At 75.6% G+C, this 17389-nt stretch carries 6 protein-coding genes; 4 read left to right on the top strand and 2 right to left on the bottom strand.

The features are described from left to right. The 4 genes from ACWD1Z_RS34235 to ACWD1Z_RS34220 all read left to right on the top strand — a co-directional run. Window positions 1-1495: ATP-binding protein (locus ACWD1Z_RS34235; protein WP_451124283.1), on the top strand; the 1495-nt coding region annotated here is incomplete at its 5' end. 168 nt (window positions 1496-1663) lie between these two features. Then, window positions 1664-3109, top strand: coding sequence for an acyl-CoA synthetase (locus tag ACWD1Z_RS34230; RefSeq protein WP_451124281.1), 1446 nt, complete (start codon window positions 1664-1666; stop codon window positions 3107-3109). Continuing rightward, window positions 3102-4436, top strand: coding sequence for a carboxyl transferase domain-containing protein (locus ACWD1Z_RS34225; RefSeq protein ID WP_451124279.1), 1335 nt, complete (start codon window positions 3102-3104; stop codon window positions 4434-4436). Before ACWD1Z_RS34230 ends, ACWD1Z_RS34225 begins: the two co-directional genes overlap by 8 nt. A 222-nt stretch (window positions 4437-4658) precedes the next feature. Continuing rightward, window positions 4659-5696, top strand: a complete 1038-nt coding sequence (locus ACWD1Z_RS34220) for a rod shape-determining protein (protein WP_451124277.1) — start codon at window positions 4659-4661, stop codon at window positions 5694-5696. 28 nt (window positions 5697-5724) lie between these two features. On the opposite strand, the gene ACWD1Z_RS34215 is transcribed toward ACWD1Z_RS34220, so the two are convergent. After that, entirely contained in the window at window positions 5725-16152 is a 10428-nt protein-coding gene (locus ACWD1Z_RS34215; protein ID WP_451124275.1) for an amino acid adenylation domain-containing protein, read from the bottom strand. After that, window positions 16112-17389, bottom strand: a complete 1278-nt coding sequence (locus ACWD1Z_RS34210; RefSeq protein ID WP_451124273.1) for an MFS transporter — start codon at window positions 17387-17389, stop codon at window positions 16112-16114. The genes ACWD1Z_RS34215 and ACWD1Z_RS34210 overlap by 41 nt, the downstream gene beginning before the upstream one ends.

The raw sequence follows: 17389 nt of genomic DNA, 5'->3' as shown, positions 1-17389 counted from the left end.
GGGACCGGGACCGGGCGCGGGCACGGGACCGGGCGCGGGCACGGGACCGGGCGCGGGACCGGGACCGGGCGCGGGACCGGGCACGGGCGAGGGACCGGGCACGGGCGAGGGACCGGGCGAGGGACCAGGCGCGGGCGCGGGACTGGGCGTGGGCGCTGTACGGGACGCGGTCGCCGGACTCGTCGACAAGTCGGTGCTGATCCGCGAGGAGCGCGGCGGGCGGGCCCGGTACCGGCTGCTGGTCTCGCTGCGCCACTACGGCCTGGAGAAGCTGGCGGACATCGGCGAGGTGACCGTCACCCGGCGCCGGCACCGCGACTGCTTCGCACGGCTGGCCGCCGCGTACGAGCAGACGTGGTTCGGCCCCGGCCAGGCCGCCGTCACCGACCGGCTGCGGCTGGACCGGGACGACTTCCGGGCCGCGCTGGACTTCTGCGTCACCACCCCGGGCGAGGCGCAGCACGGGCTGCGGATGGCCGCGACGCTGTGGTTCCACTGGGTGGCGGGCGGCGCCTGGGGCGAGGGCCGGCACTGGCTGGACCGGGCGCTGCGGGCCGGGGCGCGCCCCGAGCCGGCGCTGACCCGCGCCATGTGGGCGGGCGCGCTGATGACGCTCGTGCACACCCGCACCGCGGCCGTCCTCGCCGGCGCCGACCCCCCGCACGGCGCCCCGCCCGCCGACGCGGAACTGCCCGTGCCGGCCCCGCCCCCGATGCCGCCCGACGTCTACGGCACCGGCCGGGCGGCCACCACCACCGTCGGCTTCGTCGTCCTCACCCGCGTCGAGCTGGCCTGCACCCTGGTCAGCCGGGGCCGGGCCCGCGAGGCGACCGCGCTGTGCGCCGAGGCCGTCGCCGTCTGCGAGGCGCACGGCGAACAGTGGGCGCGCGCCTGGGCGCTGCGCACGCTGGGCCTGGCGCACTGGTCGCTGGGCGAGTACGACCGGGCCGCCGAGCACGCGCGCGCGTGCCTGCGGCTGCCGTACACCGGGCACGGGTGCCAGAGCCTCGCCCGCACCCTGGACCTGCTGTCCGCGGCGGAGGCGCTCGCCGGGCACGCCGAGCGGGCCGCCGTGCTGCGGGGGGCCGTGGACCGGATCTGGCACGACATCGGTGGCGATCCGGCCCAGCCGCAGGGCGCGGCGCGCCCGGGTCCGGCCGAGCGGCACGCGCGGCGGGCACTCGGGGACCAGGGCTACGAGCGGGCCCACCGGCGCGGCGGCGCCCTGTCCCGCGACGACGCCGTCGCCTACGCGCTGGGCACCCTGCGCCGCCCGGCGACCGGCCCGGCCGGCGCCCCCGACACCCGCCCGCTCACCCGCCGGGAGGCCGAGGTGGCGGCGCTGGTCGCGCGGGGCCTGACCAACCGGCGGATCGCCGAGACGCTGGTCATCTCGCAGCGCACCGCGGAGGGCCACGTCGAGCGCATCCTGGTGAAGCTGGGCTTCCGCAGACGCAGCCAGCTGGCGGCCTGGTTCACGGCCCGGTCGGGGTAGGCCGGAACGACTGAAGGTGCCGCGCCGCGGGAGGGACGTGTCGGCCACGTCCCACGGGTGGCGTGGGCGCACTCACACCGGCAACCGGGCGATGCGGGGCGGTTCTCAGGGGTTCGGTCGGCATCATGGCGTAACCGGAGCCCGTACGACGCCCAAGGAGTACGACGCGTGTCCACTCTCTTCCCGGCCCTGGCCGACGGCCCGCCCGACCGGACCGCTCTGCGGTTCGGCGAGCGGTCCCTGACGTACGCCGAACTCGCCGCCGCGACCGGCGCCCTGGCGGACCGGATCGCGGGGCGCGGCCGGGTCGCGGTGTGGGCCACCCCGGCGCTGGAGACCGCCGTGGCGGTGGTCGCGGCGCTGGAGGCGGGGGTCGCCGCCGTACCGCTCAACCCGAAGTCGGGCGAGAAGGAGCTGGGGCACATCCTGTCCGACAGCGCACCCGGCCTCGTACTGGCCGCACCCGGTGACGAACTGCCGTCGCCGGTCCGGGATTTGGAGCGTGTCGACGTCGACGTACGCGCCACCGGCCCGTGTCACCCCCGGCCCGCCGACGGCGAGGACCCCGCCCTCGTCGTCTACACCTCGGGCACCACGGGACCGCCCAAGGGCGCCGTCCTGCCCCGCCGGGCCGTCGCCCACACCCTCGACGCCCTCGCCGACGCCTGGGAGTGGACCGGTGACGACGTCCTCGTGCACGGCCTGCCCCTGTTCCATGTGCACGGTCTCGTCCTCGGCGTCCTCGGGCCGCTCCGGCGCGGTGGATCCGTGCGGCACCTCGGCCGGTTCAGCCCGGAGGGAGTCGCGCGCGAACTGGCCGACGGCGCGACCATGCTGTTCGGCGTGCCCACGATGTACCACCGCATCGCCCAGGCGCTCCCCGAGGACCCGGCGCTCGCCCGGGCGCTGGGCACCGCACGGCTGCTGGTGTCGGGTTCGGCGGCGCTGCCCGTGCACGACCACGAGCGGATCGCGGCGGCCACCGGGCGGCGGGTCATCGAGCGGTACGGCATGACCGAGACGCTGATGAACACCAGCATCCGCGCCGACGGCGAGGCCCGCCCCGGGACGGTCGGGGTGCCGCTGCCGGGCGTGGAGCTGCGGCTGGTGGAGGAGGACGGGGCACCGATCACCGCGTACGACGGGGAGACGGTGGGCGAGATCCAGGTGCGCGGTCCGAACCTGTTCACCGAGTACCTGAACCGGCCCGACGCCACGGCGGACGCCTTCACGGCCGACGGCTGGTTCCGCACCGGGGACATGGCGGTGCGCGACCCCGACGGGTACGTCCGGATCGTGGGCCGCAAGGCCACCGACCTGATCAAGAGCGGGGGTTACAAGATCGGGGCGGGCGAGATCGAGAACGCGCTGCTGGAGCATCCCGCGGTGCGGGAGGCGGCGGTGACCGGGGAGCCGGACGCCGATCTGGGCGAGCGGATCGTGGCGTGGGTGGTACCGGCCGACCCGCAGGCCCCGCCCGGCGTCGAGGAGCTGGCCGGGCACGTGGCCCGGCGGCTCGCCCCGCACAAGCGGCCCCGGGTGGTGCACCACCTGGACGCGCTGCCCCGCAACGACATGGGGAAGATCATGAAGCGGGCGCTCAGCCATGACTGACCGGCTCCACGCCCGGGAGTTCCTCGCCCTGATCACCGACGACTTCGTCGAACTCCCGTACCCCGAGCGGGACTCCGCGCCCGACGGCCCGCTCGGCTGGCGCGGGTACGACGGCTCCCGGCTGCGGGCCGCCGAGCGCACCGGCGAGGAGGAGTCCGTGGTCTGCGGCACCGGGCGCGTCGGCGGCACCCGGGCGGTGCTGATCGCGTTCGAGTTCGGCTACCTCGGCGGCTCGCTCGGCGAACGCACCGGCGACCGGCTGGAGGCGGCCCATGCGCACGCCCGGCGCTACCGGCTGCCGGTGGTGCCGCTGATCGCCACCGGCGGCAGCCGGATGCAGGAGGGCATGCTCGCCCTGACCCAACTCCAGCGCGTGGCCCGCCAGTCGGTGCTCACGCGGCAGGCGGGCCTCGCCCAGATCGCCGTCCTGCGGGACCCGACGACCGGGGGCGGCTGGGCCACGCTGGGCGCGGGCGCCGACGTGGTGCTGGCGCTGCCCGGTGCCCAGGTCGGCTTCGCCGGGTCACGGGTGCGGCCCGCGACCGCGGACCCCGCCGCCTACACCGCGGAGGCACAGGTGGTGGCGGGTGCGGCCGACGCGCTCGTGGCGCCGGAGGAGCTGCGCCCGACGCTGGCCCGGTGGCTGCGCCTGCTGACCGCGCCCTCGCCAGAACCCGCGCCGGTGCCGGCGCCCCTCGGCTCCACGGAGCTCCCGGCGACCGGCTGGGACGCGGTACGCCGGGCCCGCGCCCCCGAACGCCCGCGCGCCGAGGACTACTTGGACGCCTACTTCACCGAGCGCGTCGCGATCGGCGGTGACCGCGCGGGCGGCACGGACTTCGACGGCATGCTGTGCGGCTTCGGGGAGCACCTGGGCCGTACGGTCGCCTACGCGGCGCAGACCGGGCGGGCCACCCGGCCCGCCGGGTACCGCACGGCCGCCCGGCTGATCCGGCTCGCGGACCGGCTCGGCATCCCGGCGCTGACACTGGTGGACACCCCGGGCGCGGCCAATGACGCGGAGGCGGAACGGCAGGGCGCCGGGGCGGCCATCGCCGACCTGTTCTCGGCGGTGGCCGCGGCGCGGACGCCGGTCACCACGCTGGTCATCGGCGAGGGCGGTTCCGGCGGGGCGCTGGCGCTGGCCGCGCCAGGCAACACCTGGGCCACCCCGGACAGCTACTTCTCGGTCATCGCACCGGAACTGGCGGCGGCCATCCTGAAGCGCCCGCCGCGCGAGGTGGAGCCGACCGCGGACCAACTCCGCATCAGGCCGCAGGACTTGGTACGGCTCGGAGTCGTCCGGGGGGTCACGCCGAGCGGCTGACAGGGTCGGGCAGGGGCTGATCGGCCGGGTGCGGGGCGGGGGGTGCGGCCGTCAGCCCGCTGACCTTATGTAATATTTACAACAGACATAAGCGACAAAAACCCCCATTCAGCGGCGCCCCGCCCGGCCCACCACAACACGCGCCGTCTCCGCGCCCCCCGCACGATGCGAAGGAGGCCCGCCACCCGGCGGGCCACGGTCCGTGCTCTCGGGAGGCCTGCCATGACCGCCAGTCTGGAGCAGCTGCGCCGCTGCCACTTCGCCGTCGACCTCGGCGCGGCGAGGACGCGGGTGTACGTGAAGGGGGCCGGGCTCGTCGTCGACCAGCCCTCCGCCGCCGCCGTGAACACCCGCACCGGCGCGCTGATCGCGGTCGGCGAGTTCGCGGAGAAGATGACCGGCCGTACGCCGGACTACATCCGTGTCGTCCGCCCCGTCTCCGGGGGCACGGTCGTGGACATCGAGATGGCGCAGCGCATGCTGCGGCATCTGCTGGGCGACAAGATCCGCCGCAATCTGCGCCGCAAGCCGCGTCTGCGGGCCGCCGCGTGCACCCCGCACGACGCCGATCCGCTGGCCCAGCGCGCGGCCATCGAGACGCTGGTCGGGCTCGGGGCGCGCCGGGTGGAGCTGGTCGACACGCTGATCGCCGCCGCCGTGGGCTGCGGGCTGCCCGTGGAGCGCCCCGAGGCCACCATGATCATGGTGTGCGGCGCGGCGGCGACCCAGGTCGCGGTGCTCTCCCTCGGCTCGATCGTGACGGCCCAGCGGATCGCCGTCGGCGGCGAGGCCGTGGACCACGCGATCGTCCAGCACCTGCGCCATCAGCACGAGCTGGTGCTGCCGAGCCAGTCGGTACGGCCGCTGCAGCTCGCCCTGTCCGGGAACGGGCTCACCCCGCACGGGCCGGCCTCCACGGAGATCCACGGACGGGACGTCGCCACCGGTCTGGCCCGCTCGGTGCAGGTCGACACCGCCGCCGTACGGAACGCCATCCAGACCCCGCTGACCGCCGTGCTCGACGGGATCGGCAAGGTGCTCCGGGACTGCCCGCCCGACCTGGTCGCCGACCTCGCCGACCGGGGGATCATGATGGTCGGCGGCAGCGCCCTGCTGCCGGGCTTCGACCAGATGCTGCGGCAGGCCACGGGGATGCCGGTGCACATCGCCGAGCGCCCGGACGTGTGCGCGGTCCAGGGACTCGGCACCATGCTGGAGGGCCGCGTCGAGCCCCTGGAACTGGACCCCCTGGGCTCCTGAACCCACAAAGCCGGTCCCCGGGGTGCTGTCACGGCAGTTGCTGGAGCAGCGCGGTGAAGGTGTCGGCCCACCCTTCCACGGTCGACGCGGTGAAGAGGTCCGTGGAGTACTCGAAGGTGACCTTGATCTCCGTCTCCCCCGGTTCCAGTACGACGTAGAGCTCGGTGCGCGCCACCTCCGGCATCGCCAGGCCCGCCACCCGGGTCCGCAGCGGGGGCAGGTCCAGGGTCGGCGGCGGGGTGGTGACCACGGTGAACAGCACGGTCGGGAACAGGCCGTCCCCGGGCTCCACCAGGTCCACCACCTCCGTCAGCGGCAGCTCCTGGTGATCCAGTGCCGCGAACAGGCTCCCGGCCACCTGGGCCGCCAGCGCCCCGAAGTCCGCGGCCCGTGACAGCCGGGCGCGCACCAGCACCGCGTCCCCGAGCAGCCCGACCGTCCCCGCCCGCTCGCGCCGGGTGCGGTTGGCGCTGGACGCGGCCAGCACCACGTCCGCCGGATCACCGCACAGCCGCCCCACCCACTGCGCGAACGCCGAGGCCAGCACGGCGTACGGCGTCACCCCCAGGCGGGCGGCGGTCCCGGCGATCCGGGCGGGCGTGTCCCCGCCGACGGTCCAGGTGTGCAGGGCGCCCCGGCCCGACAACCGCTCCGGGCGGGGTCGGTCGTACGGCAGCGGCAGCCGCAGGGGCGCTCCGGCGAGTTCCGTCCGCCAGTAGCGCTCCAGCTCCGCCCGCCGCGCCGGCGTCAGCTCGCGCTCGTCGCGCGCGAAGTCCGTGAACTGTCCGGAGGCGGAAGGGAGTTGCCGTCCCTGATACAGCTGCCCCAGCTCCTCCCGGAGCACGCCCAGCGACCAGCCGTCGCAGACCGCGTGATGGAACACCGTCAGCAGGATCCAGCGGTCCGCCGCGAGCCGGCCCAGCCGGAAGCGGAACAGCGGGGCGCGGTCCAGCGCGAAGGGCACCCGGGCGTGCTCCTCGCACCAGCGGCCGGCGTCCACGACGTCCTCGACCGGCACCTGCACCGGCACCTCGGCCAGCACCTGGAACTCCTGCCCGGTGCACCTGCCGCGCAGCGCGTCGTGCCGCCGCACCAGCTCCGCCAGCGCGCCCCGCAGGCGCTCGACGTCCAGCTCCCCGTGGATGTCGATGCGATGGGCGACGTTGTAGACGGACGGGTCGGGGCGTTCGTGCTGCCGCCGCCACAGCCGGCGCAGCGTCGAGGTCAGCGGCACGGCCGCGGCCACCCGCCGGCCGGCGGCCCGGGACGCGATCCCCCTGATCGTCGGCGCCCGGAAGAAGTCCGCCATCGACACCTCGACGTCCAGTTCCTCCGCCATCCGGTGCAGCAGCCGGATCGCGCCGAGCGAATGACCGCCCAGCTCGAAGAAGGGCCGGGTCACCGGCACCCGGGGCACGCCCAGCTCCTCGCACCACAGCTCGTGCAGGGACTTCTCCAGCGGGGTGGCGGGCTCCGCGTCGGCCCGAGCGGGCCCGGTGGGCTCGGGCAGCCGGGTCCGGTCCAGCTTCCCCGACGCGTTCACCGGCAGCCGGTCCAGGGCCACCCAGCGCCCCGGCACCAGATGCCCGGGCAGCTCGGCGGCGAGCGCGTCCCGCAGCGGCGCCGGGTCGTCGGCGACGACGTAGGCGACCAGCTCGCTCTCCCCGTGCCGGTCCCGGCGCGGTACGACCGCCGCGTCCCGCACCCCCGGCAGCGCGGCCAACGCCGCCCGCACCTCGCCCGGTTCGACCCGGTGACCGCGGATCTTGACCTGGTCGTCGGCGCGTCCGCGGTACTGGAGCGTGCCGTCGCCGCGCCAGCGCGCCAGATCCCCGGTCCGGTACAGCGTCCCGCCGTCGACGAAGGCCGCCGCCGTCTCCTCGGGCCGGTCGAGGTAGCCCAGCGCCACGGGGACTCCGCCCACGCACAGCTCGCCGACGGCACCCACCGGCACCGCCCGCCCGGCCGGGTCCCGCAGCAGGATCCGCGCGCCCGGCACCGGCGTGCCGATGGGCGGCAGGGTCTCGCCCCCGGGATCGACCCGGTGCGAGGTGACGATGACCGACGTCTCCGTGGGGCCGTACTGGTTGTACAGCGCGCACGCCGGGTGCCCGGCGAGGAACCGCCGGAAGGCGTCGGTGAGGTGCAGCGCCTCCCCCGCCGAGAACAGCTCCCGCAGCGCGGGCAGTTCGGGGCCGGTCTCCATCAGGTACCGCAGCGGCGTGCACGGCATGAACATCCGCTGCACCCCGTGCCGCCGCGCCGTCTCCGCGACGGCCGCCGGGTCGTACCGCACCTCGTCGTCGATCAGCACCAGTTCGGCGCCCGCGGCCAGCGTGGTGAAGATCTCCTGCACGCTGACGTCGAAGGACGGCGAGGTCCACTGGAGGGTGCGCAGCGGCGGGTGCGCGGCGAGGTGGGCGCGCACCAGGTTCACCGGGCCCCGGTGGGGGACGACGACTCCCTTGGGGCGGCCGGTCGAACCCGAGGTGTAGATGCAGTACGCCGGGTCCTCGGGGCGTACGTCCGCGGCGGGCGGTTCCCCGGGCAGGCCGGCGTCCGTGTCCTCCATCAGGTGCGCCTCGATGCCCAGGCCGGGATGCCGGGCGAGCAGCCCGCCCGAGGTCAGCAGGAGGGCCGGGCGCGCGTCGGCCAGCAGGGCGGCCAGCCGCGGGGTGGGCGCGGACGGGTCGAGCGGCAGATAGGCCGCGCCGCTCTTCAGCACCCCCAGCAGCGCCGTGATCAACTCCGGCCCCCGCGGCAGCAGTACGGCGACCCGCGCGCCACGTCCGGCGCCCCGGTCGCGCAGCAGGTGGGCGAGCCGGTTGGCGGCGGTGTTCAACTCGCCGTAGGTGAGCCGCCGTTCCGCCATGACGAGGGCCACGGCGTCCGGCGCCTGTCGCTCGACCAGGCCGTGCAGGGTGTCCTCGACGTCGGGGACGGGTTCGTCGAGACGGCCCAGCCGGGCGAGGAGGCCCGGATCGGGGTCCGTGAGGTCGGCGAGCGGGGCCTCGGGGTCGTCCAGGGCCCGGCGCAGCACCTGTTCCACCTGGTCCACCAGGCGCCGCACGGTCGCCTCGTCGAACAGGGCCGTGTCGTACTCGACCATGAACCGCAGGCCGTCCACGTGGTGGGTCAGATAGACGCTGAGGTCGAAGGGGGCGCGTTCGCTCGGCACGTCCAGCAGGGCCGCGGTCAGCCGGGGCGGGTCGAAGTCGACGCCGCCCTCGTTCTCGTACTCGACCATCACCTGGAAGAGCGGATTGCGGCTCGGGTCACGGGGCGGGTTGAGGGCGCCGACCAGCTCGTCGAAGGGGACACCCCGGTGCTCGTACGCCGTCATGCTGCCGTCGCGGACCCGGCGCAGCAGGGCCGGGAAGTCCGGGTCGCCGCCGAGGTCCACGCGCAGCGGGACGGTGTCGAGGAAGAGGCCCACCTGGTCCTCGGCGCCGGCGGGGCGGGCGGCGACCGCGGTGCCGAGCACCACCTCCCGCTGTCCGCCGAACCGGCCGAGCACCGCGCCGATCGCGCCGGTCAGCGTCATGAACAGGGTGGCCCGCTGCCCGGCGGCGAAGGCGCGCAGCCGCCCGACGAGTCCGGCGTCCAGGTCGTGCGTCAGGCTCGCGCCCTCGCCGGTCCTGACCGGTGGGCGGGGGCGGTCGGTGGGCAGGGCCAGCTCGGGGGCGCCGGCCAGCTCGCGGCGCCAGAAGTCGAGGGAGGCGGCGGCCTCTTCGGGGCCGGGGCGGGCGGGCGCGGGCGGCTCGGCGAGCGGCGGCGGCTCCGCACCGCGGTAGTAGGCGGCGAGGTCGCGGGCGAGGACGGCGGTGGAGGAGGAGTCGAAGACGATGTGGTGGGCCAGCAGGAAGAGCAGGTGCCGCTCCTCCGAGAGCCGCAGCAGCCGGGCGGTGACCAGCGGTCCCGCGCCGAGATCCATGCCGCCGCGCGCGTGGGCGGCGAGGACGGCACGCAGCGCCTCCCGCTCGGTCGCGCCGCTGTGGTCGTCCACCGGGCAGTCCAGGTCCACCCGGGGCCGTATCTCCTGGTAGGGCACCCCGTCGGTCTCCCCGAACACCGTGCGCAGGGCGGGGTGCCGGTCCGCGACCCGCCGCAACGCGCGGCGCAGGGCGGGCACGTCGAGCGGTCCGTCGAGCCGGATCGCCTTCGGCTCGCAGTACATGGTGGTGCCCGGGTGCAGCCGTTCGAGGAACCAGATGCGGCGCTGGGCGGGCGACAGGGGCGTACGTCGGGGTACGGCGACCGCCGGGCCGGGCTCGTACGCGCGGCGCCGCAGCCGGTCCAGTACCGGCAGCCCGGCCAGCACCTGCTGCCTCGGCACGCCGAAGTCCACGAAGCAGGCGATCTCGTCGGCGCCCGCCGCCACCAGCCGCTCCACCGACCCGGCCGCCGAGCGCTCGTCACCGATGAGCGCACGGGAGGCGCAGTAGCGCTCGTAGGCCCGGCCGAGCAGGAACTCGACGTCCTCCTCCGGGGTGTTCGCCAGGTCCACGTCGAAGCCCAGGCTGTTGGTGACCTGGTCGAACAGGGCGAGCGAGGAACGCAGATACGCCACGAACGGCCGGTACGCCTCCGCCCGGGCCCGCTCCGCGTCCTCGCCGAGGTAGGTGTGCACCAGGACCACGACCCGCCCGGCCACCGGATCGAGGCCGTGCTCGGCACGGGTGCGCCGGTACAGGGCGATGTTCGCCGCGAGCTGCTCGACGGTCTGCGTCATCAGGTTGGTGACGACACCGAGCCCTTCGGCGGCGGCCCGCCGGTAGCTGTCCGGGTTGCCCACCACCGCCGCGTACAGCGGCAGTTCGGCCTGGACGGGGCGGGGGTGCAGCCGTACGTCGACCTGGGCGCCGTCGCCCGCGGTCACCGTGACCGGCTGCCCCGACCACAACTGCCGTACCGTCGCCAGCCGTTCGTACATCACCTCGCGGTGGCGGCCGTAGTTCTCCGGCGCCAGCGCGAAGTCGGTGGCGTGCCAGCCGCTCGCGACGCACAGTCCCGCCCGGCCGCCGGAGATGTTGTCGACGACCGACCACTCCTCGGCGACCCGCACCGGATGGTGCAGGGGCAGCACGACCGAACCGGCGTTCAGCCGGATCCTGCTGGTCCGGGCGGCGAGGGCGGCGGCCAGGACGGAGGGGTTGGGGAACAGGGCGCCGAAGGAGTTGAAGTGCCGCTCGGGGAACCAGAGTCCGTGGAAGCCCTGGCGGTCGGCGAACTCGGCCGCGTCCATGATGAGGCCGTACTTGTCGTGGGCGGTGTCCTCGGGATAGTCACCGAAGAAGTAGAGGCTGAAGTCGGGGCCGGTGGTGGGGGTGTAGGGGGTGGGGGTGAAGGGGGTGGGGGTGAAGGGGGCGGGGGTGAAGGGGGTGGCGGCCGGTTCCGGGGCCCTGGCCGGGTGCGGGTCCGGGGCTGGGGCCGGGGCCGGGGCCGGTGGGGTGGCCAGGATGTCGAGCTGGCGGTCGATGACTCCGGTTACCTGGTCGGCGAGTTGCTGGGCCAGCTTCAGCTGCTGGGCGAAGAGGTCGTGGAGGGCGGGGGGTGTGGCGGCGGGGGGCGTTCCTTCGGAGGCGACGGGGGCGGCGGGGGCGGCGAGGGGTGCGGGCTCGGGTTTCGGTTCCGGCCGGGGTGCCGGTGCCGGATCGGGGCCCGGTGCCGGGTCGGGGCCCGGTGCCGGGTCGGGGTCCGTCGTCACCCCCGCGCCCAGCAGCTCCGCCAGCTTCGCGGGTGTGTCCGCCGATCCGAACAGCTCCCGCACCGGTACGCGCACCCCGTACCGCTTCTCGAGCTGGGCCGCCATCCCCATCAGGGCGAGGGAGTCCGCGCCGAGCTCGAAGAAGGAGCGGTCCGGCGCGAGGTCGGCGACCTCGCACCCGAGTGCGGAGGCCGTCAACTCGCGTACGGAGGCGAGTACTTCACCGGAGGGTGCCGCGCCGGTGACTTCGGTGGCCCGACGCGCCCGCAGCGGATGCCCCGGCAGCGGCACCCGCCCGCCGCGCCCCGTGATCGCCCGCCAGTCCAGCTCCGCACCCCGCTCGTACGCCGTCCCCAGCCCGGTCAGCACCCCGCGCACCTGCTCGACGGCCCCGGCTCCCGCGCCCTGCCCGCTCAGCCAGCGGCTGCCCGGCGCGCAGTGCCGCCCGAGACCGGTGAGCGTGTCGCCCGCGCCGATCTCGACGAAGTCGCCGAAGCCGCGATCGACGGCGGTGGCCATGGCGAGGTCGAACCGGACCGGCTGCCGGGCCTGGCGGATCAGATAGCCGGCGTCGACGGTCCAGCCCTCGGGCCGCAGTTCACCGTCGGCGGTGGTGATCAGCGGGGTGCGCAGCGGCCGGTACGTCACCTGCTCGGCGTACGAACGGAATGCGCGCAGCGCCTTGTCCACGGCGGCGGAGTGGAAGGCCCGGTCCACGGGCAGCGCCCGCCATCGCAGCCCCGCCTCGTCGAGAAGGCGGGCCGCGACCTCCAAGGAAGCCGGGGACCCCGAGATGACGTGGGAGCGCGGCCCGTTGACGGCGGCCGGTTCAGCCCCCGCCGCTCGCGCCACGCGTTCCACCTCCTCCCGCGCACCCCGCACCGCGAGCATGCCGCCCGCCGGGCACAGGGTGTGCATGAGCTCTCCGCGCCGGGCGGTGAGCCGCAGCCCGTCCTCCACGCTGATCGCCCCGGCGACGCAGAGCGCCGCGTACTCCCCCACGCTGTGCCCGAGGAGCAGCGCCGGCCGCACTCCGGCCGCCTGCCACGCCTCGGCGAGCGCGACCTGGTGGACGAAGAGGGCGGCCTGCGCGGTCTCGGTGGGCCAGACCGGGTCGTCCTCCCCCGCGTCGAGGAGCAGGGACAACGAGCCGTACCGGTCGAGGATCCGCCGGGCGGCGGGGAACGACGCGTACAGCCCGCTCGCCATGCCCCGGCGCGCACTGCCCTGGCCCGGGAAGGCGAAGGTGACCGGCCCCAACGGCGCGCGCTCCGGGGCTCGTTCGGTCAGGGAGCGGGCCAGCTCCTCGGCGGTACGGCCCACCGCGGTGACCCGGCAGGCGCGGTGCGGGCGGCCGAGGGCGAGGGTGGCGGCCACGTCACCGGCGGCGAGGGCGGGCTCCTGGCGCAGCCGTGCGGCGAGGGCGTCGGTGAAGGACCGCAGGGCCTCGTCGTCGGTGCCCGAAGCCGGTACCAGAACCGGGAGTTCGGGATCCGCGGCCTTGCGCGCCGGTGCCTCCTCCAGCACCACGTGCGCGTTGGTGCCGCCGACTCCGAGGGCGCTGACCCCGGCGCGGCGGGGGGTGCCGTCCGCGACCTGCCAGGGGCGCAGCTCGGTCGCCAAGGTGAGGGCGGGCGAGCGGAGTTCGGGGTTGGGCCGGGTCAGATGGAGCGTCGGTGCCAGCGTGCGGTGCCGCAGCATCAGCACCGTCTTGATGAGCCCGGCCATGCCCGCGCAGCTGTCCAGATGCCCGATGTTCGGCTTGACCGACCCGACGGCGCAGGGACCGGTACGCCCGGTCCCCTCGCCCAGTGCCCGCCCGAGCGCCTCGAACTCCACCGGGTCGCCGAGCCTGGTGCCGGTGCCGTGGGCCTCGACGTACGAGACGGTCTCCGGGGGGACCCCGGCCCGGCGCAGCGCCTGCCGCACCACCTCCACCTGCCCGGTGACCCCCGGGGCCGTGAAGCCGACCTTGCCCGCGCCGTCGTTGTTGACGGCCGAGCCGAGGATCACCGCGTGCACGGTGTCGCCGTCGGCGAGGGCGCGGTCGAGCCGTTTGAGCAGGACGGCGGCGACGCCGTTGCCGCCGACCGTGCCGTCGGCGTCCGCGTCGAAGGCCCGGCAGCGTCCGGTGGGCGACAGGATGGACCCGGGGTGGGGGCGGTAGCCGCCCTCCTGGGGCAGATGCACGGCCGCGGCACCGGCCAGCGCCAGGTCCGTCTCCCCGCTCAGCAGGGCCTGGACGGCCAGGTGGACGGCGACCAGCGAGGTGGAACAGGCGGTCTGCACGCCGATCGCCGGGCCGGTGAGCCCGAGCCGGTAGGCGACGCGGGTGGCGAGGAAGTCGGGCTGCCGCCCGATCGCGCTCTGCATGCCGGTCGCGGGGTCGTCGGGGGCCGCCCCGGCTTCGCCCGGCGCCTGATGGCCGTAGAGGTTCATGCCGGAACCGGCGAACACGCCGATCCTGGTGCCGGGTTCGGTCGCCGCGTAGCCGCCGTCCTCCAGCGCCCGGTGGCAGCACTCCAGGAACAGCCGGTGCGCGGGATGCGTGAGCCCGGTCTCCTTGGGGCTCATGCCGAAGAACTCGGCGTCGAACTCCTCGGCCCCGTCCAGGACTCCGCCGACCGGCACCCGGTCGGCCGTGATCTCACCGAACACCCCGACGCTGTCGACGCCGTCCCGCAGATTGGCCCAGAACCGGTCCACGGTGTCCGCGCCGGGGAAGCGCAGCGCCATCCCTACGACGGCGATACGGCGGTCGGCGCCCCCGGGGTCCGCCACCGGCGCCGACGGCACGTCCGCCGGCGCGTCCCCCAGGTGCGCGGCGAGCGCGGCGACCGTCGGATGCTCGAAGAACACCGTCTGCGGAATCCCCACCCCAAGCCGCTCCTCCAGCCGAGCCCGCAACCGAACGACGAGCACGGAGGTCAGACCGAGCTCGTAGAAGGGAGTACGCACGTCGACCGCCCGCCCGAGAAGCCCCCCAAGCTCCTCCCCCACGACCCGCGCGACGACGTCGACGCCGGGCCGGGAGGGGGCGGCGAGCCCCAGCGCCGTCCGCTCCGCGAGGAACCGTTCCCGCAGTGTGGCTCGCCGTACCTTGCCCGCCGGGGTCCGCGGGAAGTCCGCCTCCGGGACGGGTGTGACGTGTGCGGCGGTGAGGCGGAGCCGGGAGTACAGGGCCGCCCTCGCCTCCCGCGCGATCCGTACGTCCTCCTCAACGCCCCGGCTGACGAAGAACAGGGCCAGCTCCTCGGTCCCGCGCTCCGCGTCCGGCACCCCGCACGCGCCGACCTCCCCCTGCCGGATGCCGGGCACGGTACTGACGGCCTCCTCCACCTCATGGGCGTGGACGTTGTGCCCGTTGAGGATGATCAGGTCCTTGCGGCGCCCGGTGATGACGACCTGCCCCGCGTCGAGGAACGCCAGATCGCCGGTGTCCAGCCAGTCCCGTCCGGTGGGGAAGGCCGCCGCGTCGGCGTCGGGGTCGTCGACGTAGCCGGGGGTCAGCCGGGCCGGCGCGTGGACCTGGAGGCGGCCGATCCGGCCGTCGGCGGCGAGGTCGCCCCGGTCGTCGACGATGCGCAGGGTGACCCCGTGCGCGGGCGCGCCGGCCGCGACGAAGGTGACGGTCTCGTCCTCGGGCGTGGCGGCGCCGGCGCGCACCAGGTCACCGCCCAGGCTGTGCTTGAGGAGGCGGTGCACGGTGCCGGGCCGGTCGAGACGGCCGTAGGTGACCGCGGTGACCGTCTCGGCCATCCCCCAGGCGGGCACGATGTGCCCCTCGCGGACGCCGTAGGCGCCGGTCGCGTCGAGGAAGCCGCGCATCACGGGCAGCGTGATCTGCTCGCCGCCGCAGACGAGGGTCTTGAGCCCGCTCAGGTCCCAGGACCTGCCCGGGTCCGGGTCCGCGGCGCCGAGCGCGTCGGCGACGAGCCGGTAGGCGAAGGTCGGCGCCCACGCGTGCCGCGCCCGGTGTTCCTGCATCAGGTCGAGCCAGCGCAGCGGATCGGCGAGGACCCGCTCGGTCGGCGCGTGGACGTTGTCGCAGCCGACGAAGACGGCGAGCAGGTGGTAGAGCAGGAACGCCCCGCTGTGGTCGACCGGGAGCCAGTTGACCATGGTGTCCTCGGGCCGCACGTCCAGGATCCGCCGACTGGACGCGGCGAAGTCGGCGAGGCCCGCGTGGGTGAGCCGCGCGGCCTTCGGGGCGCCGGTGCTGCCGGAGGAGAGCATCAGCAGGGCGATGTCCGCCCCGTCCGGGTGGACGTACTCGTGCGCGGGCGCGGCGGTCTGACAGTCGCGCACGTCCGTCACCCGCACCCCCGCGACGCCGGTCCCGTCGGTGAGGACGAGCGGGTTGTCCAGCAACGCGCAGGCGTGCAGCAGGCGTTCCCGCGCGGGCGAGCCCGGCAGGGGCGGCTCCGCGATGGCGACGGGCCGCATGCCGCCGAGCACACAGGCCCAGAAGGCGGGGAAGAAGTCGACGAGCGGCAGCCCGCAGAGCACGACGGCGTCCCCGCGCCCCACCCCGCGCTCCCGCAGACCGCCGAGCAACCGGCGGGCCCACAGGAGGAGTTCGGGATGACTGAGGCGGGTCGCGGACCCGTCGGCGCCGACGGCGACGACCCCCGCGTCCGGCGCCGACTCCGCCGCCCGCAGCAGCGCCTCCACCGCGTTCGGCGGATCCGAGGCGTCCCGTTCCGGCTCAGGTCCCCGGCAGACGGCCGTCCCCCGTACGCGTTCCATGCGACCCCTCTCCCTCTTGCGGTGCCTTGGACGTCGGTTGGTCTCTCGTGTAGCGCACGCCGGTGGCCTTCCGGTCGACGCGTCCCGCACGCAGTGCGAGCAGCAGGGCCAGGGCCCCGCACACGGCGACTCCGTGGAAGAGCGCGACGACGGTCAGCGGCGACAGGGACTCCAGAGCGGCCGCGGCGGCGACCGTGCCCAGCGCGAAGCCGCCCTGTTCCGCCATGGCGGACAGCCCGAACAGCCGCCCGCGTTCCCGGTCCCCGGCGGCTTGCAGGCGTGAGGTGTAGACGATCTCGGTCCAGCCGTCGGCGAACCCGGCCGCCGCGGCGGCCACCGTCAGCGCCACGGCGGGCAGCCCGGTGAAGGCGAGGACGAAGGAGCAGGACATCGCGCAGGTGCCGAGCGCGAAGGCCCGCTCCCCGCGCGCCGTGCCGCCCCGCTTGAGCACCTGATGGGCGAGCAGGGTGCCGACCGCCCAGGCGACCCAGAACCGGCTCATGTACAGCGCGGGGTCCGCGGCGAGTTCGGCCGCGATCGGCAGGGCGACGTTGTGCGAGGAGGAGGCCAGCGCGTCCGTCCCGCGCAGCGCGATCAGCCCGAGCAGCAGCGCGGGCACCCCGGCCGCCGCCCGCCACCAGGCAAGAGCGGGCCCCTCCTCGGCGGCCTGGCTCGGGGTCTCCTCCTCGGTGCGTGGCCGCAGCACCAGCAGGGCAGCCCCGGACACCACGAAGCTGGCGGCGTTGACGGCGAAGGCGGTGCCGTAGCCGCCGTGGGCGATGACGGGGGCGGCGGAGGCGAAGCCGAGGACCGTGGCGAGTGAACGGGCGGTGACCAGCAGCCCGTTGGCGTGCGCGCGGCCCTCCTGCCCGACCATGACCGGGACGGCGCTGCGCAGGGCGACCCCGAAGAGGGTGTTCCCGGCCCCCAGCACCATGACGGCACCGCCGAGCACCCATAACGGCGTCCGCGTCCCGCACACCGCGAGCACGGTCATGGCGCCGGCCTGCGCGGTGTCGGCACCGATCATCACGGCCCGGCGCCCGACCCGGGCGGCGACCGCTCCGGCGGCGGGCCCCGCCGCGACCCCCGCGAGCAGCCGCAGCGCCATCACGGCCCCGATACCGAAGGCGGTACCCGTGACCTCGTAGGAGAAGAGGCTCAGCGCGATCAGGTTGAGGTAATTGCCATAGGCGGACACGGCGTACGAGGTCACGAGCAGCCGGAACCTGAACAT

The organism is Streptomyces sp. NPDC002784, from assembly GCF_053592135.1.
This window is presented reverse-complemented; position numbering and strand designations above follow the sequence as displayed.